Genomic DNA, 21,774 nt, shown 5'->3' with positions numbered 1-21,774 from the left:
AGCGGCCGGGCTGTTCGAATTTCGGGCATGCGCGAAGGGTGACCGCCTCCGAGGTGGTCACCCTTCGTCCGTGTTCAGTTCAGCCGAGGCTGTCGGACCTGCGATCCGGCGCGCTCAGTGGCCGCCCTGCTCGTCACGACGACGCTGCCAGCGCTGTTCGATTCGGTCCATCATGGAGCGGCGCTGTCGGGCCTGACGACGCCCACCGGCGGAGCCTGTGGCACCCGCGGGCTGCTCACCCGGCTTGGGGGCCTTGCGCCAACCGGTGACGGCGAGCACGGCGCAGCCCAGCATGACGAGGAAACCCACCACGCTGACCCAGATCTGCTGTGCGACCATTCCGGCCATGAGGAGCGCGATACCCACCAGAAAGCCCGCGACCGCCTGGTAGACCCGCCGCCGGGTGTACGTACGCAGCCCGCTTCCCTCGAGCGCTGACGCGAACTTGGGATCTTCGGCGTACAGCGCTCGCTCCATCTGCTCGAGCATGCGCTGCTCGTGCTCTGAGAGCGGCACGGAGTCCTCCTCATCGTGCGGTCGCCGGGGCGACCCGGGGGGTCCTCTTCAGGATAGGCAGGGAATCGCCCCCTTGAAACCCGCCCCTCTACGCCAATTCACCAACCGGGCCCCGCCATGGCACCCCGACTCGCTGAGGTGTGAATTCCCCAGCGGACGGCCCGTCATGCCGGAACGGTCTCCCTCGATCATACGGCTCCCGGCGCCCGATCGGGGGGCCTGTGGCGTACTCCATCCGCCGTCGAGCCCCTGATCAGGGGGTCACCCCATTCGTCCCGGAGGGCGGATCAGGACCCGGCGGCCCCTCGCGTCTCGCCCAGCACATGCAGTTGGGTGGCCACGGAGTGGAAGGCGGGCAGTTCGGCGACCGCGGCCTCCAGCTTGAGCAGGGCGTCCATGGCACCGGGCTCGGTGTCCACGAGGACGCCGGGGACCAGGTCGGCGAAGACCCGCACGCCGTGCACGGCGGCGACCTCCAGGCCCGCGCCCTCGACGAGCGCGGTGAGCTGCTCGGCGGTGAACCGGTGGGGAACCGGATCACCCTCGCCCCAGCGTCCGTCCGGGTCGTCGAGCGCCTGCCGGGCCTCCTTGAAGTGTCCGGCGAGGGCTCGCGCGAGGACCGCGCCGCCCAGGCCGGCGGCGAGCAGGCTGAGCACACCCTCGGGCCGCAACGCGGCGACCGCGTTGCCGATGCCCTCGGCGGGGTCGTCCACGTACTCCAGGACGCCGTGGCAGAGCACGGCGTCGTACCCGCCGCGCTCGACGACGTCGAAGAGGCCGTGGGCGTCGCCCTGGACGCCGCGCACCCGGTCGGCGACGCCGGCCTCGGCGGCCCGGCGCTCCAGCGCGAACAGCGCGTTCGGACTGGGGTCGACGACGGTGACGCGATGGCCGAGACGGGCCACGGGCACGGCGAAGTTGCCGCTGCCGCCCCCGGTGTCCAGGACGTCGAGCGACTCGCGTGCCGTGGCCTTCACCCGGCGGTCGAGGGCGTCTTGCAGGACCTCCCAGACCACGGCGGTACGGAGGGAGGCGCGGGGGCGCATCGGGTCCGACACGGCAGTTGACTCCTCGGCGCGGCTCCGCCTGGTGTTCGGCGGAGCGATGGGCTTGCGCTCCGCCGGGCCGGGGCCGCGGCGGAGGTGGCGACTGCCCCAACCCTAATGGGCGGCGCCGGGGCGGTCGGTCAGCCCGCGTCCGGAACCCCAGGACCGCCGTCCCGCCGGGGCTGGGGCAGCACCGGCTGGAGCACCAGCATCCGTTCGACCAGGCGCAGGAACATCGCCACGTCGCGTATGAGGTCGTCCGCGTCCCGGGCGCTCGCCGCGCCCCGGATGCCCGCCTCAGCCCGCGCCCTGCGGGCGGCGCCGGAGGCGAACAGCGCGCTCCACTCGGCGAGTTCCGGGGCTATCTCGGGGAGCACCTCCCAGGCGCTGCGGATCTTCGCGCGGCGCTTCGGGGTGGGTTCCGGGCGGCCCCGGGCGGCGAGCACCGCGGCGGCGGTACGCAGGGCGGCGAGGTGGGCGGTGGCGTACCGCTCGTTGGGCGCCTGGTGGGCGTACGCCTCGTCGAGTCCGGAGCGGGCCTGGGCGAGCAGGTCGAGGGCGGCGGGTGGGGCCGTCGCCCGGCGCAGCACGGGGTGCACGTCGCTCGCCGGGCCGGTCAGTGAGGGGGCAGGGCCGGTGGCGCGGCGCCGGTTGGCGGCTGCCGCGTGGTGGTTGGCCATGACGAACCTCCTGTCGTCTTCGGACGGCACGCTCTGATAGGAGGTGCCGTATGGGCTCATCGTGCGGTATGCCACTGACAATCCGTTCTGACCTGCCCTTTTGCTTCGAGCAGAAGTTCGGAGTAGTTTTTGCACTGACCAGTCAGTTCAAAGAAACACAGAGGGGCTTGAGGGCATGGGAGAGCCGCGGGAGGCGGACGCCCGGCAGGGGACGGCCGAGGGCGTCGCCGTCGGTGCCGAGGGGTTCGGGCTGAAGGGGCCGCGCGGGTGGGCGTTCCGGGGTGTCGGGTTCGACGCCGAGGCCGGTTCGCTGATCGCGATCGAAGGGCCGTCCGGGTCGGGCCGCACCTGTCTGCTGCTCGCGCTCACCGGCCGGATGAAGCCGAGCGAGGGCCACGCCACGGTCGGCTCCCTGCGGCTGCCGAAGCGGATGGCGGCCGTACGCCGGGTCAGCGCCCTCGCCCACGTCCCCGGCGTGACCGACCTGGAACCGGCTCTGACCGTCGGCGAGCACCTGCGTGAACGGGCGCTGCTGCAGCGGCGGTTCGACGGCTCCCTGCGCGGGCTGCTGCGGCCCCCCGCCGAGCGCGCCGCCGAGGCCGAGGGCCGGATCGAGGCCGCCCTGACCGCGGCCGGGCTCGACCGCGCGACCCTGCCCAAGGGCTCCCGGACCGCGGTGCGCGACCTGGACCGGATGGAGGCCCTGCGGCTGTCCGTCGCCCTCGCCCTCGTCGGCCGGCCCCGGCTGCTCGGGATCGACGACACCGATCTCAAGCTCTCCGACGCCGAACGGGACGCGATGTGGGCCCTGTTGCGGTCCCTGACCGAGTCGGGCATCACGGTGGTCGCGGTCTGCAGCGAAGCGCCCGCGGGAGCGGTCGTGGTGTCCACGGCGCCGGAGAAGCGGGCACGCACGCGTACGGACGCCGATACGGCTGCGGCTGCGCACGCGGACGCGGAGGACGGCGACGACACCACCAGCCACACCGTCACCACCGACGACACCGAGACCGAGACCGCCCCCGACACCGACACCGACACCGACACCGACAAGGAGACGGCCGATGCGCTCGCCGAAACTCGCCGCGCTTGAGCTGAGGCGCTTCGGCCGCGGAAAACTGCCGCGCGCCGCGCTGGTCTCGCTCCTGCTGCTGCCGCTGCTGTACGGCGCCCTGTACCTGTGGTCCTTCTGGGACCCGTACGGGCGGCTCGACCGCATCCCCGTGGCCCTGGTGAACGACGACAAGGGGGCGTCGGTCGGCAAGGAGAGGCTGACGGCGGGCGACGACATCGCCGAAGGGCTGCGCGAGAGCGACACCTTCGCGTGGCACCGGGTGAGCGCCGCCGAGGCCCGCGCCGGTGTCGAGGACGGCACGTACTACCTGTCGCTGACCATGCCGAAGGACTTCAGCGAGCGGATCGCGTCGAGTTCCGGGGACGTTCCGGAGACGGGCGCCCTGCAGGTGCGGACGAACGACGCGAACAACTACATCGTCGGGCAGATCTCGCGGACCGTGTTCTCGGAGGTGCGGACGGCGGCGTCGACGAAGGCGTCGCGGTCGTTCCTGGACCGGATCTTCATCTCGTTCTCGGACCTGCACGGCAAGACCGAGGAGGCGGCCGACGGCGCCGACGACCTCAAGGGCGGCATCGACAAGGCCGAGAAGGGGTCCAAGGACCTCGCGGACGGTCTGCGGACGGCCAAGGAGGGCAGCGGAAAGCTGTCCGGCGGCCTCGGCGACCTGGACAAGGGCGCCGGCGACCTGGAGGACGGCGCCCAGCAGGTCGCGGACGGCACCGGGAAGCTCGCCGACAAGGTGGGCGCCGCGGCGGACCAGGTGCGGCCCTTCCTCGCGAAGAACGGCGACACGATCGCCGACACCGCCACCCTGGTCGCCGACTCGGCGGCCACGATCCGAGAGCACCTCGACGCGTTCGTGACGACGGCACCGGCCGCCGCGACCGGCACCCGTACCGCCTCGGACACCCTCGACGACGTCTATCAGCGCCGGTGCGAGGAGGCCACCCTGCCCGACCCCGCCTGCGCGGACCTGAAGAAGGCCAAGGACGCGGCGGCGAAGGCGGCCACGCTCGCCGAGGACGTCAACACCGTGGTGAAGAACTACGGCGGTGACATGAAGACCTTCGACAAGGACCTGCAGACCCTGGAGAAGCAGGCCCGAGCCCTCGCGAAGGCCGCCCCCACCCTGTCCACCGACCTCGACAACGCCGTCGCCAAGGTGAACGCGCTCGACACGGGTGCCACGAAGGTCGCCAAGGGGGCCAAGACCCTGCACACCGGCCTCGGCACCGCCAAGACCGGCGCGGCGGACCTGGACACGGGCGTCGGCGCGCTGAAGACAGGTGCGACCGACCTCAAGGGCGGCATGTACAAGCTGGCCGACGGCTCCGGGAAGCTGGCGGGCGGCCTGCACGACGGGGCCGCGAAGATCCCCGACTACGACGAGCAGGACCGCGACAAGCGCACCGAAGTGATGGCCGATCCCGTGCAGTTGGCCACCCAGGACCTGCACAAGGCTCCCAACTACGGCACCGGGTTCGCCCCGTACTTCATCCCGCTGTCCCTGTGGGTGGGCGCCATGGTGGCCTACATGCTGATCCAGCCGCTCAACCGGCGGGCCCTCGCGGCGGGCGCCTCGGCCTGGCGGATCGCGCTGGCGGGCTGGCTGCCGGTGGCCGCGCTGGGCGTGCTGCAGACAGTCGCGCTGATGGCGGTGCTGCACTGGGCGGTCGGCCTGCAGATGGCCCGGGCGGCCGGGACGGTGGGCTTCCTGTTCCTGGTGACGGCGTGCTTCGCGGCGATCGTGCAGTGGCTCAACGCGCGGTTCGGGGCGGCGGGCCGGATCCTCGTCCTGGCCTTCCTGATGCTCCAGTTGACGTCCGCGGGCGGTACGTACCCCGTGCAGACCAGCCCCGAATTCTTCAACGCGGTCCATCCGTACCTGCCGATGAGCCATGTCGTCGACGCGCTCAGGAGGCTCATCACCGGCGGCGGCCTCGGCCCGGTCTGGCAGGCGTGCGCGGTACTGGCGGCCTTCACCGTCGGCTCCCTCGCGCTGACCGCCGTGTCCGCCCGCCGCAAGCAGGTGTGGACCCTGGACCGGCTGCACCCGGAGCTGAGCCTGTGACCGCGCACGGCACGGCTCCTGTGACAATCAGGGCCATGGAAAGCAGCAACTCCCCCGGCGGTGCGGGCGGGGGCCGTCGCGAGGCGACCCGGCAGAAACTCTACGAAGCGGCCGTCACCCTCATCGCGGAGCAGGGGTTCTCCGCGACCACGGTCGACGAGATCGCCGAACGCGCCGGTGTCGCCAAGGGCACGGTCTACTACAACTTCGCCAGCAAGTCGGTCCTCTTCGAGGAGCTGCTGCGGCACGGCGTGGGACTCCTCACCGCCTCCCTCCGCGAGGCCGCCGAGCGGACCGCGCAGGCGGGCGGCAGCAGGGTCGACTCGCTGGACGCGATGATCCGGGCCGGGCTCCTCTTCATCGACCGCTACCCCTCCTTCACCCAGCTCTACGTGGCGGAGCTGTGGCGGACCAACCGTGCCTGGCAGTCCACGCTGATGGTCGTCCGGCAGGAGGCCGTCGCGGTCGTCGAGGGGGTGCTGCGCGAGGGCGTCGAGAGGGGCGAGCTGAGCGACGAGATCGACATCGGCCTGACGGCGTCGGCCCTGGTCGGGATGGTCCTGGTGGCCGCGCTGGACTGGAAGGCGTTCCAGCCGGACCGTTCCCTGGACGACGTGCACGCGGCGCTGTCCCGGCTGCTCCAGGGCCGGGTGGCCGGAACCCGCTGACCGGGGCGGGGCCGGCGGACGGGACGCCGGGCCGGGCGGGCGGGAACACCGGGCGAGCCGGGCGGGCCGGGCGGGCGGGCGGGCGGGCGAACGGAAACGCCGGTCCGAACTGGCAGCGTCCCCCGCGTGCCACCTCGGACCGGCGCTCTCCCCGTTCCCCGTGCTCCCCCGTGCCCCGTGCTCCCCCGTGCCTCGCTCCCGTCGACCGGTGTCGGCGGAAGGAGCGGTGGGGGCGCGCTTGCCGTTCCGCCGCCCCGTGTCGGCGGTACCGCGGCCGCGCCCCTTCCCGTGTCTCCACCTTCTCCTTCGCGCAGGTGGGAGCCCATCCGCGCGCGTACTCATCTCACCGGCTGAGTACGTGTACTCAGCCCTGGGTACTCAGTCCCGGCCCCGGCTGTCGCCGACCGGTGACGATCACGCCCGCGGGGCTCCCGGGAAGCGACGCCCGATAGGGTCGCCGGCATGGCAAGAATCGCGGTGATCGGCGCCGGTCTCGGCGCCATGGCGGCCGCCGCCCGGCTGGCCGTCGCCGGCCACGGCGTGGTGGTGCACGAGCGCACACAGACCTACGGCGGGGCCGTGGGCCGCTTCGAGCGCGACGGCTTCGCGTTCGACACGGGCCCCGGACTGCTGCCGCTGCCCGCCGTGTACCGCGATCTGTTCCTCAAGACGGGCAAGGAGCCGCTGGAGAGCCGCGTCGAGCTGGTCCAGGTGGACCCGGCGGCACGGCACGTCTTCGCGGACGGCACCGATCTGCTGCTGCCCAACGCCTCGCGCGCGGGCGTGGTGACCGCCCTGAACGCCGCGCTCGGCCCGGGCGCCGGCGACCGCTGGGGCGACTTCCTCGTGCGGGCCCGCGAGGCCTGGGACCGCACCCGCCGGCCCCTCCTGGAGGAGCCCCTGTGGCCCGACTGGCGGGTCCTCGCCGAGCGCGAGCCGTACCCCTCGGTGCCCCACAGGCGTCTCCTGCGCACCCGCCGCGCCACCACACTGGCCGAGGTCGGCGCGTGGGAGCTGCGCGACCCCCGGCTGGCGGCCCTGCTGGAGAGCCACGCCCTCGCGTACGGCCTGGATCCCCGGACCGTGCCGGCGAGCGCGGCGGTCCTGCCGTACATGGAGCACGCCTTCGGGACCTGGTACGTCCGGGGCGGCATGCGGGAGCTGGCTCGGGCGCTGTACGAGCGGTGCCTGGCCCGGCGGGTCGCGTTCGCCTTCGGCGCCGAGGTCACCGGGATCGTCGAGAAGGACGGCCGGGCGGCCGGGGTGGAACTGGCCGACGGCACGGTCGCGGAGGCCGACTTCGTGGTCGCCGGGGTCGCGCCCGAGGTACGGGGCCGATGGGTACGGCAGCCGGACGTGCCGAGCGAGGGTGAGGTCCCGGCGCAGCGGGGGGCGACGAGCCGCCTGACCGTGCTGCTGGCGCTGCGCGGCGCTCGCCCGGACGGCGTCCCCCACCGGACGGTGGTGCACACACAGGACCGTGACACGGAGCTGGACCTGCTGTTCGGCGCCTCCGCCGGGGCGGCCGCGCGGCCCACGGTGACCGTGCTGCGCCCCGACGACCCGTCCCTGGTGCCGGACTCCGGCCACGAGGCGGTCACGGTCACCTGCGCGGTCCCGGCCGGGCACGGGGCGAGCGGGGCGGAGGCGGTGGAGGGGTACGCGCAGCGGCTGATCACCGCGGCCGAGCGGGCCGTCCCCGATCTGCGGGAACGCCTCGCCTGGCACGAGGTCCGCACCCCGGCCGACATCGCGCGGACGACGGGTGCCGAGGGGGGCGCGGTCCCGGCGCCGGCGCTCGCCGCGGGCGAGGGGCGGCTGCTGCATCCGTCCAACAGCACCGCCACACCGGGCCTGTTCACCGTGGGCGGCTGGTCCCACCCCGGCGGCGGGCTGCCGCACGCCGGGATGTCGGGCGCGCTGGTGGCCGGGCTGATCGTGGAGGGGCCGGGTTTCCGCGGCTCACAGTGAGAAGCCGGGCCTCACCAGAGGCCCGGCCTGTCCTGCGAGAACGTCTGCGGGAACGCCTTCAGAAACGGTACTGCTGCTCGTCGTAGCCGTTCTGGCCATTGCCGTTGCCGTTCCCGTTGCCCTGGTACGGGTACTGCTGGTCCGCCGGGAGGTCGGAGCCGAACGGGTCGTCGGTGTTGCGCTGCTGCGGGACCCACACACCGCCGGGCGGGGTCTCGCCGCCGTAGCCGCCGTTGCCGTACTGGTCCTGGCCGTAGCCCTGCTGCCCGTACCCCTGCTGGCCGTAGGACTGGTCGTACGAGGCCGTGGCGTCGTACGTCTGCGTGCCGATGTACGGGTCGGAGTAGGCGGCGTACTGCTGCTGGTTGGGGTCGTAGCCGTACCCCTGCTGGTCGTAGCCGTAGTAGGCGAAGGCCTCGTCCTGCGCGGACCGGTCGGCCGTCGCGTGGGACTGGTCGCCCGCGTCCGCGTAGGTGTTGCCGTCGCGGTAGACGCCGTACGTGCTGGTGTCGTCCGGCATGGGCTCCGGCGAGTACACGGTGGCCGCGGCGGGGGTGGACTGCGGGCGGACGAACACGTCGTCCTCGTGGTCGTCGTCGAGGGGGTCGTCGCCCCGGCGGTACGTTCCGGCAGCCGTCGCGTCCAGGTCCATGGGCTCCAGGGCCGGGTCCTGGCGGTCCGGCTCGCCGCGCCGCCGCTTCTTGCCCGCCTTCGGGAGACCCGCCCGGGGCGGCTTGGCGCCGCCCTCGCCCTCGTCGGAGCGCGGGCGGACCGCCCAGCCGGCCTCGAAGCCGCGGCGGAACGACAGGGTCACGTACGTCTGACCGACCGCGAACGTGATGGCGCCCAGCGCGATGACGATCACGTTCGGGATGAGCACACCGAGGACCACGCAGAGGAAACCGGCGAAGGCAAGCAGTCGCCAGCGCAGCCGCGCCTTGTACTGCAGCAGCACCTCGCCCAGCAGCCACAACGCGACGACACCGAACGCGATGTAGAGGACCGTCCAGCCCATGTACGCCCCTCTCCCTGTGGCCGCACCGCAGTGTCTCGTACGCGAGTGCGACCGGTCTAGGCCCGTGGTGGATGGTGCGGGCCCAGGTTCTCGTAGATTTCCAGAGTCGCGGTGGAGTTGTTCAGGGTGATGAAGTGGAGCCCGGGGACTCCCTCGTCCAGCAGCCTCGCGCAGAACTCCGTGGCGAACTCGATGCCAATGGAGCGTACAGCGGCCGGATCGTCTTTGGCTGTGACGATCCGCTCTTTCAGGGCGTTCGGGATGGCGGCGTTACTGAGTTGCGGCAACCGTTCCAGCATCTTCACGCTGGTGACGGGCATGACCTCGGGAATGACGGGCGTCTCGCAGCCGGCCTTCGCCACCGCGTCCCTCAGACGCAGGTACGACTCCGGCTGGAAGAACATCTGCGTGATCGCGTAGTCGGCGCCGGCGCGGCACTTGTCGACGAAGCGCGCCACGTCGCTGTCCCAGTCCGGGGAGCGCGGGTGCATCTCGGGGAAGGCCGCGACACCCACGCAGAAGTCCCCCGACTCCTTGATGAGCCGGACGAGTTCGGCGGCGTACGTCAGGCCCTGCGGGTGCGCGACCCAGTCGGCCATGGGGTCGCCGGGCGGGTCGCCGCGGACCGCGAGCATGTTGCGGATCCCGGCGTCGGCGTACTGGCCGATGATGTTGCGCAGTTCGGCGACGGAGTGGCTGACGGCCGTGAGGTGCGCGACCGGGGTGAGCGTGGTGTCGGCGGCGATCTGCTCGGTGGCCTTCACCGTGCCGGCGCGGGTGGAACCGCCGGCGCCGTACGTCACGGAGACGAAGCTGGGTGCGACCGCCTCGATCCTGCGGAGGGCGTTCCACAGGTTCCGCTCGCCCTTCTCCGTCTTGGGCGCCCAGAACTCGAAGGAGTACGTGGTCCTGCCCGTGGCGAGCATCTCCCGCACGGTGCGTGCGTGATCAGTCCTGGTCGAAGCGGTTCCTAGGGCCATACCGGCAGGTTAGTCAGATCGGGGCCGTCCCCCAACCAGAGCGAGGGATTTTGTCCGGTTTGCCGACCCGCTGTCCACGCCTTGGACAGACGTGGGCAGGGCGGGGCCGGTCAGAGCGCGCGCAGGCGCTTGCCGAACTCCGCCGCGGCGGCCCCGGGGTCGTCGGCCTCGGTGAGGGCCCGGACGACGACGACCCGGCGGGCGCCCGCCTCGACGACCTCGTCGAGATTGCCGAGGTCGATGCCGCCGATGGCGAACCAGGGGCGGTCGGTGCCCAGGCGGGCGGTGTACCGCACGAGGTCCAGGCCTGGGGCGTGGCGGCCGGGCTTGGTGGGGGTGGGCCAGCAGGGGCCCGTGCAGAAGTAGTCCACGCCCTCCTGGACGGCCGCGGCGGCGGCCTCCTCCTCGGCGTGCGTGGAGCGGCCGACCAGGACACGGTCACCGAGGACGGCGCGGGCGGCGGGGACCGGGAGGTCTCCCTGGCCGAGGTGCAGCACGTCCGCGCCGATGGCGTGGGCGACGTCCGCGCGGTCGTTGACGGCGAGCAGCCTGCCGTGCCGGCGGCAGGCGTCCGCGAGGACCTGGAGGTGCTCCAGCTCCTCGGCGGCCTCCATGCCCTTGTCGCGCAGCTGCACGATGTCCACACCGCCGCCGAGGACCGCGTCCAGGAACTCCGGGAGGTCGCCCTGGCGCTTGCGGGCGTCCGTGCAGAGGTAGAGCCGGGCGTCGGCGAGCCGGGCGGCTGCGTCGGGCATGCGAGGGTCCCCCGTCGAGCGGTGCGCCGCCGGCACGGCGGACGGGGGCCGCGCCCCTCGCGGGCCATGGCTCCCGTACGCCGTCCGGGCGACTGCTTCGGTGTCTGTCCAGGTGTCGCGCGTTCGGCTGCCGCGCGTCTCAGGTGGTGCGAGCGTTCCCGGTGGGCCGGGTCAGACGGCGAGCGCCTGGGCGCGGCGCTTCACCTCCGTGCCGCGATTCTCGCTCAGGGCCTGGGCCGGCGTGCCGGGCAGGCTCGGGTCCGGAGTGAAGAGCCACTCCAGCATCTCCTCGTCGGTGAAGCCGTCGTCCCGCAGCAGGGTCAGGGTGCCGGTCAGGCCCTTGACCACCTTGTCCTCGTCGATGAAGGCGGCGGGGACGTGCAGTGCGCGGTTCTCGCCCCGGCGTACGGCGATGAGCTGGCCTTCCTTCACCAGCTGCCGCACCCGGGTCACCTCGACGTCCAGCATCTCTGCGATGTCGGGGAGGGTCAGCCACGCGGGGACGAGAGCATCGATCTTTGCGTCAATCTCGGTCACATCCCCAAGACTGCCATCTGCGACTGACAGTGGGTAGCCGGGGCGCCCGGGGGCGGCCCTAGAGCACCGCCGTCTTCAGGGGCCGGGCCGGGTCCCGGAGCAGCTCGGGGTCCACCGGCGTGCCCGCCTCGATCAGGCGGCGGCCCTGGGCCAGGTCCCGGGGGCGGCCCACGGCCAGCAGGGCGACCAGGCGGCCCTCCCGGAGCCAGCACACCGACCAGGCGGCACCGGCGGGGTCGCCGCGCCGGACCGTGGTGTCGGCCGAGGCGTGGTCACCGGCGTACTGCACGAAGCGGCCGAACTGCTCGGACCAGAAGTAGGGAACCGGGTCGTAGGGCCCGGGGGTCTCGCCGACGATGTTCGCGGCGACCGTGCGGGGGCCCTGGAGGGCGTTGTCCCAGTGGTGGACGAGGAGGCGCCGGCCGTACCTGCCCGAGGGGAAGGATGCGCAGTCGCCGACCGCGTAGACGTCCGGCGCGGAGGCGCGCAGATGGTCGTCGGCCACCACCTCGCCTTGCGCGCCCAGCTCGATGCCGGAGCCCTGCAGCCAGGCCGTGGCCGGGCGGGCACCGATCCCGACGACGACCGCGCCGGCCGGCACGCGGGTGCCGTCGTCCAGGACCACCGTCCCGGGCTCGACGCGCGCCACGCGCGCGTGGGTGCGCAGAGTGGTCCCGCTGTCGGCGTACCAGGCGGTCATCGGCGCGGCCACCTCCGCCGGGAGCGCGCCCGCGAGCGGGCGGTCGGCCGCCTCGACGACCGTCACGGCGCAGCCCGCCTCGCGCGCGGCCGTGGCGAACTCGGCGCCGATCCAGCCCGCGCCGACGACCACGATGTCGTGCTGCCGGGCCAGCACGGGCCGCAGCCGTTCGGCGTCGTCCAGGGTCCGCAGCAGATGCACCCCGGGCACGCCCTCGGCGCCGGGCAGCATGACCGGTTCCGCGCCGGTCGCGAGGACGAGGACGTCGTAGGGGACGGGTCCGGCGGGCGTGTCGAGCGCGTGGTCGGCGGGGCGCAGGCCGGACACCTCGCGGCCCAGCAGGAGTTCGATGCCGAGTGCCTCGAAGTCGACGTCGAAGGCGGAGCCCTCGGCCTTGCCGAGCAGGACGGCCTTCGACAACGGCGGGCGGTCGTACGGCTGATGGGGCTCGGCCCCGATCAGTGTCACGTCACCGGTGAAGCCCTGTTCGCGCAGCGCGACCGCGGTCTGCACACCCGCCATGCCCGCACCCACCACGACCACGCGCCGCGCCGGCGCCCCGCCCCTGTGCCGCATCTGCTCGCTCACCCGGTCACCATAGACAACCGGCATCCGCTCGGTCAGCCGGTGGGGCGACGGTCACGCCCCCACGACCTCCTCCCCCCACGATCTCCTCCACCACGCTCGTCCCGCTGCCCGGCCGCGACTCCCACTCCCAGGTCTCCTCCAGCCGGACGCGCCCGTCGGGCAGTTCGACCACCGATGAGGCGCAGTGCCCGGACGCGGTGGTCCCGTCGGTCTTGAGCTGCACGTACCGGAAGTCCAGCCGGTCCCCCGCGCGCGTGCCCACGAGCCGGCCGCGCACGACGTCGCCGCCCGCGTACTCGGCCCAGATCTCGCCGTCCCGCTCGTGGTAGACGAACCGGGTGCGGGTGCCCACCTGGCCGGGGGCCTGGTCGGCGACGGGGGCGAGGACGAGACCGTCGAGCGAGCGGGCCATGGGACGAGGCTCCCTTTCTGAGGCGAACGGCGAGGGCTAGGGTGGGCCACCGTAGAGCACTCGCGGGAGCCCGGACGCACCGGGCTGAGAGGGAGGCTGGCGGCCTCCGACCGTACGAACCTGATCCGGGTCATGCCGGCGAAGGGAGGGGCTGGACGCCCATGTCGCGTACGCACACGTCAGACGTCCTCGTCGTGGGGGGCGGAATCATCGGGCTCGTGACGGCGTGGCGGGCCGCGCTGCGCGGGTTCGCGACGGCCGTGGTCGATCCAGAGCCGGGCGGCGGGGCCGCGCAGGTGGCGGCCGGGATGCTCGCCGCCGTCACCGAACTGCACTACGGCGAGCAGACGCTGCTGGGGCTCAACGTGGAGTCCGCGCGCCGCTATCCGGCGTTCGTGGCCGAGCTGACGGAGGCGACCGGTCTCGGCCTCGGCTACCGCCGCTGCGGCACGCTCGCCGTCGCGCTGGACGCCGACGACCGCGCCCATCTGCGCGAACTGCACGCCCTGCAGCGCCGGTCGGGCCTGGACCCGGAGTGGCTGAGCGGCCGCGACTGCCGCCGGCTGGAGCCGATGCTCGCGCCGGGGGTGCGGGGCGGACTGCGGGCCGACGGGGACCACCAGATCGACCCGAGGCGGCTCTCCAGGGCCCTCGTCGCGGCCTGCGGGCGGGCCGGGGTGGTCTTCCACCGCACACGGGCCGAGGAGCTGACGGTGGACCGGGAACGGGCCACCGGGGTCCGTACCCGCGAGGACGACCGGCTGTCCGCGGGACGGGTCGTCCTTGCCGCCGGCAGTCTCAGCGGGCGGCTCGCCGGGGTCCCGGACGACGTGGTGCCGCCGGTCCGGCCGGTGAAGGGACAGGTGCTGCGGCTGACCGTGCCGGGGTCGTACGCGCCCTTCCTGAGCCGTACCGTGCGGGCCGTGGTGCGCGGCAGCCACGTCTATCTGGTGCCGCGCGAGAACGGCGAACTCGTCGTCGGCGCGACCAGCGAGGAACAGGGCTGGGACACCACGGTCACCGCGGGCGGGGTGTACGAACTGCTGCGGGACGCCCATGAGCTGGTCCCCGGGATCACCGAACTCCCGCTCACCGAGACCCGCGCGGGCCTGCGCCCCGCGTCCCCGGACAACGCGCCGCTCCTCGGACCCACCGGGCTCGACGGCCTGATCCTCGCCACGGGGCACCACCGCAACGGGGTGCTCCTCACCCCGGTCACCGGCGACGTCCTGGCCCATGTGCTGACCACCGGCGAACTGCCGGAGGAGGCCCGCGACTTCACACCGCTGCGGTTCCGCTCCGGCGCGGCCCGCCGACTCATGGAGCAGCCCGTATGAACACCACCGGGACCCTGACCGTGCTCGTGAACGGGGAGCGCCGGCTGATCGCTCCCGGCACGGCGCTGGACGCCCTGGTGCGCACGCTCGCCCCGTCGCCCTCCGGTGTCGCCGCCGCGCTCAACGAAACCGTCGTCCCGCGCGCGCGATGGACGACCACCGCCCTCGCCGAGGGGGACCGCGTCGAGGTCCTCACCGCCGTCCAAGGAGGCTGACCGCATGGCAGACGACCCCTTCGTCCTCGGCGGCACGACCTACTCGTCCCGTCTGATCATGGGCACCGGCGGGGCGGCCGGGCTGGACGTGCTGGAGCGCGCGCTGGTCGCCTCCGGCACGGAGCTGACGACCGTGGCGATGCGCCGCGTGAACGCGTCCGTGCACGGCTCGGTGCTGTCCGTGCTGGACCGGCTGGGCATCCGGGTGCTGCCCAACACGGCCGGCTGTTTCACGGCGGGCGAGGCCGTGCTGACGGCCCGCCTCGCACGGGAGGCGCTCGGCACGTCCCTGGTCAAGCTGGAGGTGATCGCCGACGAGCGCACGCTGCTGCCGGACCCCATCGAGCTGCTGGACGCCGCCGAGACGCTCGTAGACGACGGTTTCACCGTGCTGCCGTACACGAACGACGATCCGGTGCTCGCGCGGAAGCTGGAGGACGTGGGCTGTGCCGCGATCATGCCGCTCGGTTCGCCGATCGGGTCGGGGCTCGGCATCCGCAACCCGCACAACTTCCAGCTGATCGTGGAGCACGCGGGCGTGCCGGTGATCCTCGACGCGGGCGCGGGGACGGCGTCGGACGTCGCTCTCGCGATGGAGCTGGGGTGCGCCGGGGTGATGCTCGCCTCGGCCGTGACCCGGGCCCAGGAGCCGGTCCTCATGGCGGAGGGCATGCGGCACGCGGTGGAGGCGGGCCGGCTGGCGTACCGGGCGGGCCGCATCCCCCGCCGGCACTTCGCCGAGGCTTCGTCGCCGGGCGAGGGGCTGGCCCGGCTCGATCCGGAGCGCCCCTCGTTCTGAGCGGGATCCCGCTCCGGCCCCGCCGTCACCCGAACAGCCGAACGAATACCGTCGCGCGGACGCCAGTCACGGGCCTTCGGCGCGGGTCACAGCTCTGCTGCAGTACGGCCCCGGTGCCGTGCGGCCCGTGGGCCCGCGGGCGGCTGCTCGTACACTCGCCTGCGTGGACACGACCCTTCAGGACCCGCTTGTCGGCCAGGTGCTCGACGGCCGGTATCGAGTCGAGGCGCGGATCGCGGTCGGCGGGATGGCCACGGTCTACCGGACCGTGGACACCCGCCTCGACCGCGTGCTCGCGCTCAAGGTGATGCATCCGACGCTGGCCGCGGACCGGACGTTCGTCGAGCGCTTCATACGCGAGGCCAAGTCGGTGGCCCGGCTGTCCCACCCGAACGTGGTGGGGGTCTACGACCAGGGCACGGACGGCTCGTACGTCTATCTCGCGATGGAGTACGTGGCCGGCTGCACCCTTCGTGACGTGCTGCGCGACCGGGGGGCGCTGCAGCCCCGGGCGGCGCTGGACATCCTGGAACCGGTGCTCGCCGCGCTCGGCGCCGCGCACCGCGCCGGGTTCGTGCACCGGGACATGAAGCCGGAGAACGTGCTGATAGGGGACGACGGCCGGGTCAAGGTCGCCGACTTCGGGCTCGTACGGGCCGTGGACACCGTCACCAGCACCACCGGCAGCGTCCTCGGCACCGTCTCCTACCTCGCACCCGAGCAGCTGGAGCACGGTACGACCGACGCCCGCGTGGACGTGTACGCGTGCGGGGTGACGCTCTACGAGATGCTCACCGGCGGCAAGCCGCACGCCGGGGAGTCCCCCGCCCAGGTGCTCTACCACGCGCTGCACGACGACGTGCCGCCGCCGTCGGCCGCCGTGCCGGGGCTGCCGTACGCGCTGGACGCGCTGGTCGCCTCCGCGACCGCGCGCAATCCGGAGCTGCGGCCCTACGACGCCGTCGCGCTGCTCGCGCAGACGCTGGAGGCGCGGGCCGGGCTGAGCGAGGAGCAACTGGACGCGGTGCCGCCGCAGGCGACGGCCGGCGGGCACGACACCGCGGAGGACCGGACGAGCGTGATTCCGCGCTCGCTGACCGTGTCGCGGTCCGTGGGGCTGGACCCCGACCCGGTCGACCGTACGAGCCGCTTCCAGTCGCCCCCACCGCCGCCGTCCCGGCGCCCGCGCGGTGTCTCGGCGCCCCGGCGCGGGGTGCTGGCGGCCGTCGTGGCGGTGCTGCTCGTCCTCGGTGTGGGCGGGGCGGTCTGGTACATCAACTCGGGTCAGTTCACGCAGGTCCCGGCCGTGCTGCGGCAGAGCGAGGCGGACGCCACCGAGCGGCTGGAGGGCGCGGGGCTGGACGTCGACGTGAAGCAGGCGTACAGCGACACCGTCAAGCGCGGCAAGGTGATCAGCACCGACCCCGCCCCCGGGGAACGGATCCGGGACAACGACTCCGTGACGCTGACGGTCTCCAGGGGCCCGGAGACCGTGAAGGTGCCCGATCTGAAGGGCCTGCGACTGGACCTCGCGAAGGACCGGCTGAAGAGCGACGGGCTCGAACCGGGCCTGGTGACCAGGGAGTTCAGCGACGAGGTCGTCCGGGGCCAGGTGATCAGCACGCGTCCGGGCATCGGCACCGAGGTCGCCTCCGGGACGGTCGTCAGGATCGTGGTCAGCCGGGGAGCCCCGGTGGACGTGCCCGACCTCTCCGGGTCCTCGGTCGAGGACGCCACCTCCCAGCTGGAGGCGGAGGGCCTCAAAGTGAAGATCGCCCCGGGGCGGGTCAACTCCGAGTTCGACAAGGGTCTGGTGGCGGAGCAGTCGCCGGGCGTGGGCAAGCAGATCGGCACGGGCGACACCGTCACCCTGACGCTCTCCAAGGGCCCGGTGCTGGTCGAGGTCCCCGACGTGGTGGGCGACAGCGTCGACGAGGCCACGAACCGCCTGAAGGCCGCCGGTTTCGAGGTCGAGGAGGACCGGGGCATCCTCGGCTTCTTCGCCGACGAGGTGAAGGGCCAGTCGGTCGACGGCGGCGACACGGCACCCAAGGGCTCGAAGATCACGATCGAGATCGGCTGACGGGCGGCCCGGACCTACGAAACCGCCGCGCGGGACGGGCCGTCGACACGGCCGGGGTCGCCGCCTGTGCGAGCCCGCCCCGCAGGTCCGGGCTCGGCGGGTTCGGCGGCGGCTGCGCGTAGGTGGTGGTCGGGGGTCGGCGGGTGCATGGGACCCTGGGTGCCGTGAGCACGCAGCAGTCCCCCAGCCTCCCCGGCTCCGCCGCCGCCTCCCCCGGCCTCCCCGGCCCTTCCGGTCCCTCCCGGGCGGCCCGGAACCCCGTCGGCGGGCATGTCCCCGTCGCCGGAGGGCTGAACTCCGTCGGGCTGGCGTACGCGCGTGATCTGCGGGCCGAGACGGTCCAGGTCTTCGTCGCCAATCCGCGGGGCTGGGCCACTCCGGCGGGCAACCCCCGGCAGGACGAGGAGTTCCGGGCGGCCTGCGCCGAGGAGTCGATCCCCGCGTACGTGCACGCGCCGTACCTGATCAACTTCGGCTCGCACACCGAGGCGACGGCGGAGAGGTCCGTGGAGTCGATGCGGCACTCGCTGCGCCGGGGCCGGGAGATCGGCGCGCTCGGGGTGGTCGTGCACACGGGGAGCGCGACCGGCGGGCGGGACCGGTCGGTGGCGCTGAAGCAGGTGCGGGAGTACCTGCTGCCGCTGTTGGACGAGCTGACCCACGACGACGACCCGTTCCTGCTGCTGGAGTCCACGGCCGGCCAGGGGTCCTCGCTGTGCTCGCGCACCTGGGACTTCGGCCCGTACTTCGAGGCGCTGGACGCCCATCCGAAGCTGGGCGTCTGCCTGGACACCTGCCACATCTTCGCGGCGGGGCACGACCTGACCGGCCCCGACGGCATGCACCGGACGCTGGACCTGCTCGTGGACACGGTCGGCGAGGGCCGGCTGAAGCTGATCCACGCCAACGACTCCAAGGACGTGGTCGGCGCCCACAAGGACCGCCACGAGAACATCGGCTCCGGTCACATCGGTGAGGACCCGTTCCGCGCCCTGATGACCCACCCCGCCACCGAGGGCGTCCCCCTGATCATCGAGACACCCGGCGGCAAGGAGGGCCACGCGGCGGACGTCGAGCGTCTGAAGAAGCTCAGGGACGGCTGAGGGGCCGGGAAAGGACCCGGTCAGAGCTCGGGGCCGTCCCCCGGCTCCTCCTGGTACGAGTAGCGCTGCTCCTGCCAGGGATCGCCGATGTTGTGGTACCCGCGCTCCTCCCAGAAGCCGCGGCGGTCGGCGGTCATGTACTCGATGCCGCGGACCCACTTGGGGCCCTTCCAGGCGTACAGATGGGGGACGACCAGGCGGAGCGGGAAGCCGTGCTCGGCGGTGAGGAGTTCGCCGTCCTTGTGGGTGGCGAAGATCGTGCGGTCGTCGGCGAAGTCGGCGAGGCGGAGGTTGGAGCTGAAACCGTACTCGGCCCACACCATCACATGGGTGACCTCGGGGGCGGGCGGCGCGGTCCGCAGGATCGTACGGGCCGGGATGCCGCCCCACTCGGCGCCGAGCATGCTGAACTTCGTCACGCAGTGCAGATCGGCGACGACCGAGGCGTACGGCAGGGCGGTGAACTCGTCGTGGTTCCAGGCGTGCTTCTCGCCGTCGGCGGTGGCGCCGAAGACCCGGAAGTCCCAGCGCTCGGGACGGAACTTGGGGACGGGCCCGTAGTGGGTGACCGGCCAGCCGCGCTGGAGCCGCTGTCCCGGCGGAAGCTGCGAGGACGCCGCGTTCTCAGCTGCGCGATCTCCTGATGCGCGTTCCACCGGCTGACCCATGACTCCATCCTGACAGACCCCGGCCGGTGCACATGACCAGGGTCCACCCGACTCGGACATTTAGAACTAAGGATGCACTTACTTACTAAGCCCGCACTTACTGGACGATCTTCGACGGCGGTGCAATCATCGCGGCGCAACCTCCCAGTTCCCCCGCTTGGAAGGAGCTTCTGCGATGCAGGGCGACCCCGAGGTCATCGAATTCCTCAACGAGCAGCTGACCGCGGAGCTCACCGCGATCAACCAGTACTTCCTGCACGCGAAGATGCAGGAGAACTTCGGCTGGACGAAGCTCGCGAAGTACACCCGCCACGAGTCGTTCGACGAGATGAAGCACGCGGAGATCCTCACCGACCGGATCCTGTTCCTGGACGGGCTGCCGAACTACCAGCGGCTGTTCCACGTCCGGGTGGGGCAGACGGTCAAGGAGATGTTCGAGGCCGACCGGCAGGTCGAGGTCGAGGCCATCGACCGCCTCAAGCGCGGCATCGAGGTGATGCGCAACAAGGGTGACATCACCTCGGCGAACATCTTCGAGTCGATCCTCGCGGACGAGGAGCACCACATCGACTACCTCGACACCCAGCTGGAACTTCTGGAGAAGCTGGGCGAGGCGCTCTACATCGCCCAGCTGATCGAGCAGCCGGAGAGCTGAGCCGGGCCGCGCCCCTGGACTAGGCCGCTTCCCCGAGATCGGCCGTTTCCCCGAGATCGGCGTAGACCGCCACTCCGCGGCCGGCCGGCTCCGGGCGCGGGTACGCGCCCCTGCCGAGGATCGCCTGGATCCGGCGCACGCACGAGCCACAGTCCGTGCCCGCCTTGCAGGCCGACGCGATCTGGCGAGGTGTGCAGGCGCCGTCCGCCGCATGTTTCTTGACCTGCTGCTCGGTGACACCGAAGCAACTGCAGACGAACACGCGGTCCACCTCCCGCCGGGATCGAGTACGAGGCGCCGTCCCGATGATCGGTGAGGCTAACCTAACCTTACCCGGCGGGTGGGAACGGCAAAAGTGGAGTGGGGCGCGGATCGTATGTGATCCGCGCCCCACCTCGCGCTCCGGTAACAGGCGCAACCCCTGCTGATCAGCTACTAGTCCCGGTACAGCTCCGCGACGAGGAACGCCAGGTCCAGGGACTGGCTGCGGTTGAGCCGGGGGTCGCAGGCGGTCTCGTAGCGCTGGTGCAGATCGTCGACGAAGATCTCGTCGCCGCCGCCCACGCACTCCGTGACGTCGTCGCCGGTCAGCTCCACGTGGATGCCGCCCGGGTGGGTGCCGAGGCCCTTGTGGACCTCGAAGAAGCCCTTGACCTCGTCGAGCACGTCGTCGAAGCGGCGGGTCTTGTGGCCGGAGGCCGCCTCGAAGGTGTTGCCGTGCATCGGGTCGGTGACCCAGGCCACGGTCGCGCCGGAGGCGGTGACCTTCTCGACCAGCTCGGGCAGCTTGTCGCGGACCTTGTCCGCGCCCATCCGCACGATGAAGGTGAGCCGGCCCGGCTCGCGGTCCGGGTCCAGGCGCTCGATGTACCGCAGCGCGTCCTCGGCCGTGGTCGTCGGGCCGAGCTTGATCCCGATCGGGTTGCGGATCTGCGAGGCGAACTCGATGTGCGCGTGGTCCAGCTGCCGGGTGCGCTCACCGATCCACACCATGTGCGCCGACACGTCGTACAGGCGGCCCGTGCGCGAGTCCACGCGGGTCAGCGCCGACTCGTAGTCGAGCAGCAGCGCCTCGTGCGAGGAGAAGAACTCGACGGTGCGGAACTCCTCCGGGTCGGTCCCGCAGGCGTGCATGAAGTTCAGCGCGTTGTCGATCTCGCGGGCGAGCTGCTCGTAGCGCTGGCCGGACGGGGACGACTTCACGAAGTCCTGGTTCCAGGCGTGCACCTGGCGCAGGTCGGCGTAGCCGCCGGTGGTGAAGGCGCGCACCAGGTTGAGCGTGGACGAGGAGGCGTGGTACATCCGCTTCAGGCGCTCGGGGTCCGGGATGCGGGCGGCCTCGTTGAAGTCGAAGCCGTTGACCGAGTCGCCGCGGTAGGTCGGCAGGGTCACGCCGTCACGGGTCTCGGTGCCCTTGGAGCGCGGCTTGGAGTACTGCCCGGCGATCCGGCCGACCTTCACGACCGGCACGGAGGCCGCGTACGTGAGGACCGCGCCCATCTGGAGCAGGGTCTTCAGCTTGTTGCGGATGTGGTCGGCCGACACGGCGTCGAAGGCCTCGGCGCAGTCGCCGCCCTGGAGGAGGAACGCCTCTCCCTTGGCGACGGACGCCATCCGGGCGCGCAGCTGGTCGCACTCGCCCGCGAAGACGAGCGGCGGATACGACGCGAGCTCCGCAACGACTGCGCGCAGAGCCTCGGTGTCGGGGTACTCGGGCTGCTGCGCCGCGGGCAGGTCTCGCCAGGTGTTGCCAGCGCTCGCGCTGGACTTAGCGTTCACGGTCACGACCTCCACATTACGGGGTCGTGTCGGGCGTCCATCCCCATGCTCATCAAGTGAGACGAACCCCGCTCGATCGGGAGCGGGGTTCGTCGGACCGGTGACGGCGGGGCGCCGG

Annotated in this window: 22 protein-coding genes and 1 riboswitch; of the genes, 10 read left to right on the top strand and 12 right to left on the bottom strand. The window is 72.6% G+C overall.

Going from position 1 to position 21,774, the window contains the following annotated elements:
- Positions 1-114: 114 nt before the first annotated feature.
- The 3 genes from SCAB_RS32425 to SCAB_RS32415 form a co-directional block, all read right to left on the bottom strand.
- Positions 115-516 (bottom strand): DUF3040 domain-containing protein, encoded by a 402-nt coding sequence (locus SCAB_RS32425; RefSeq protein WP_013004339.1) that lies wholly within the window; start codon positions 514-516, stop codon positions 115-117.
- 287 nt (positions 517-803) lie between these two features.
- Positions 804-1,574, bottom strand: a complete 771-nt coding sequence (locus SCAB_RS32420; protein ID WP_013004338.1) for a methyltransferase — start codon at positions 1,572-1,574, stop codon at positions 804-806.
- A gap of 128 nt (positions 1,575-1,702) precedes the next feature.
- On the bottom strand, positions 1,703-2,242 hold the full coding sequence (locus SCAB_RS32415) for an SAV_6107 family HEPN domain-containing protein (RefSeq protein ID WP_037727957.1): 540 nt from the start codon (positions 2,240-2,242) through the stop codon (positions 1,703-1,705).
- A 175-nt stretch (positions 2,243-2,417) separates the two neighbouring features.
- On the opposite strand from SCAB_RS32415, the gene SCAB_RS32410 reads away from it, so the two are divergent.
- The 4 genes from SCAB_RS32410 to SCAB_RS32395 all read left to right on the top strand — a co-directional run bounded on the left by SCAB_RS32410 (position 2,418) and on the right by SCAB_RS32395 (position 8,030).
- Entirely contained in the window at positions 2,418-3,335 is a 918-nt protein-coding gene (locus SCAB_RS32410; RefSeq protein WP_013004336.1) for an ATP-binding cassette domain-containing protein, read from the top strand.
- A complete protein-coding gene (locus tag SCAB_RS32405) occupies positions 3,307-5,391 on the top strand; it encodes a YhgE/Pip family protein (protein WP_013004335.1) in 2,085 nt (694 codons plus the stop codon). Before SCAB_RS32410 ends, SCAB_RS32405 begins: the two co-directional genes overlap by 29 nt.
- Before the next feature lie 35 nt (positions 5,392-5,426).
- Entirely contained in the window at positions 5,427-6,059 is a 633-nt protein-coding gene (locus SCAB_RS32400; protein ID WP_013004334.1) for a TetR/AcrR family transcriptional regulator, read from the top strand.
- Between the two features lie 462 nt (positions 6,060-6,521).
- Positions 6,522-8,030: a phytoene desaturase family protein gene (locus tag SCAB_RS32395; RefSeq protein WP_013004333.1), complete on the top strand. Its 1,509-nt coding sequence runs from the start codon at positions 6,522-6,524 to the stop codon at positions 8,028-8,030.
- Positions 8,031-8,088: 58 nt separating this feature from the next.
- Here SCAB_RS32395 and SCAB_RS32390 read toward each other — a convergent pair whose 3' ends face one another.
- The 6 genes from SCAB_RS32390 to SCAB_RS32365 form a co-directional block, all read right to left on the bottom strand.
- Positions 8,089-9,045 (bottom strand): SCO2102 family sporulation regulator, encoded by a 957-nt coding sequence (locus SCAB_RS32390; protein WP_013004332.1) that lies wholly within the window; start codon positions 9,043-9,045, stop codon positions 8,089-8,091.
- A gap of 56 nt (positions 9,046-9,101) precedes the next feature.
- Positions 9,102-10,025, bottom strand: a complete 924-nt coding sequence (metF, locus tag SCAB_RS32385) for a methylenetetrahydrofolate reductase [NAD(P)H] (RefSeq protein ID WP_078580223.1) — start codon at positions 10,023-10,025, stop codon at positions 9,102-9,104.
- A gap of 110 nt (positions 10,026-10,135) precedes the next feature.
- The gene (gene thiE / locus SCAB_RS32380; RefSeq protein ID WP_013004330.1) at positions 10,136-10,780 is read right to left on the bottom strand and encodes a thiamine phosphate synthase; all 645 of its coding nucleotides are present in this window, start codon (positions 10,778-10,780) and stop codon (positions 10,136-10,138) included.
- Positions 10,781-10,951: 171 nt separating this feature from the next.
- The gene (locus SCAB_RS32375; protein ID WP_013004329.1) at positions 10,952-11,317 is read right to left on the bottom strand and encodes an Rv2175c family DNA-binding protein; all 366 of its coding nucleotides are present in this window, start codon (positions 11,315-11,317) and stop codon (positions 10,952-10,954) included.
- A 58-nt stretch (positions 11,318-11,375) separates the two neighbouring features.
- Positions 11,376-12,593, bottom strand: coding sequence for an NAD(P)/FAD-dependent oxidoreductase (locus tag SCAB_RS32370; RefSeq protein ID WP_086022978.1), 1,218 nt, complete (start codon positions 12,591-12,593; stop codon positions 11,376-11,378).
- A 16-nt stretch (positions 12,594-12,609) separates the two neighbouring features.
- Complete coding sequence (locus SCAB_RS32365; RefSeq protein WP_013004327.1) at positions 12,610-13,017, bottom strand: hypothetical protein; 408 nt, start codon at positions 13,015-13,017, stop codon at positions 12,610-12,612.
- Between the two features lie 52 nt (positions 13,018-13,069).
- A riboswitch (TPP riboswitch) is annotated at positions 13,070-13,181 on the top strand.
- On the opposite strand from SCAB_RS32365, the gene thiO reads away from it, so the two are divergent.
- From thiO to SCAB_RS32340, 5 genes are all read left to right on the top strand, one after another.
- On the top strand, positions 13,179-14,354 hold the full coding sequence (thiO, locus tag SCAB_RS32360; RefSeq protein ID WP_013004326.1) for a glycine oxidase ThiO: 1,176 nt from the start codon (positions 13,179-13,181) through the stop codon (positions 14,352-14,354). Its footprint overlaps the riboswitch before it by 3 nt.
- Before the next feature lie 14 nt (positions 14,355-14,368).
- Positions 14,369-14,569, top strand: coding sequence for a sulfur carrier protein ThiS (gene thiS / locus SCAB_RS32355; RefSeq protein WP_037728334.1), 201 nt, complete (start codon positions 14,369-14,371; stop codon positions 14,567-14,569).
- A 4-nt stretch (positions 14,570-14,573) separates the two neighbouring features.
- Positions 14,574-15,368, top strand: a complete 795-nt coding sequence (locus SCAB_RS32350) for a thiazole synthase (protein WP_013004324.1) — start codon at positions 14,574-14,576, stop codon at positions 15,366-15,368.
- Positions 15,369-15,531: 163 nt separating this feature from the next.
- Positions 15,532-17,451, top strand: coding sequence for a Stk1 family PASTA domain-containing Ser/Thr kinase (gene pknB / locus SCAB_RS32345; RefSeq protein ID WP_013004323.1), 1,920 nt, complete (start codon positions 15,532-15,534; stop codon positions 17,449-17,451).
- 164 nt (positions 17,452-17,615) lie between these two features.
- Positions 17,616-18,554, top strand: coding sequence for a deoxyribonuclease IV (locus SCAB_RS32340; protein WP_013004322.1), 939 nt, complete (start codon positions 17,616-17,618; stop codon positions 18,552-18,554).
- A gap of 20 nt (positions 18,555-18,574) precedes the next feature.
- On the opposite strand, the gene SCAB_RS32335 is transcribed toward SCAB_RS32340, so the two are convergent.
- Positions 18,575-19,222, bottom strand: a complete 648-nt coding sequence (locus SCAB_RS32335; RefSeq protein ID WP_013004321.1) for a sulfite oxidase-like oxidoreductase — start codon at positions 19,220-19,222, stop codon at positions 18,575-18,577.
- 175 nt (positions 19,223-19,397) lie between these two features.
- Here SCAB_RS32335 and bfr point away from each other — a divergent pair, with 175 nt between their 5' ends.
- Complete coding sequence (bfr, locus tag SCAB_RS32330) at positions 19,398-19,877, top strand: bacterioferritin (protein ID WP_013004320.1); 480 nt, start codon at positions 19,398-19,400, stop codon at positions 19,875-19,877.
- Positions 19,878-19,896: 19 nt separating this feature from the next.
- Here the strand turns inward: bfr and SCAB_RS32325 are convergent, their stop codons facing one another.
- Positions 19,897-20,139, bottom strand: coding sequence for a (2Fe-2S)-binding protein (locus SCAB_RS32325; protein WP_162471722.1), 243 nt, complete (start codon positions 20,137-20,139; stop codon positions 19,897-19,899).
- Between the two features lie 173 nt (positions 20,140-20,312).
- Complete coding sequence (locus SCAB_RS32320; RefSeq protein ID WP_037728333.1) at positions 20,313-21,662, bottom strand: class II 3-deoxy-7-phosphoheptulonate synthase; 1,350 nt, start codon at positions 21,660-21,662, stop codon at positions 20,313-20,315.
- Positions 21,663-21,774 lie beyond the last annotated feature (112 nt).

The organism is Streptomyces scabiei 87.22 (assembly GCF_000091305.1).
Taxonomy (GTDB): domain Bacteria; phylum Actinomycetota; class Actinomycetes; order Streptomycetales; family Streptomycetaceae; genus Streptomyces; species Streptomyces scabiei.
Note: the sequence above shows the minus strand (reverse complement) of the source record. Positions and strands in the feature narration are given on the sequence as shown.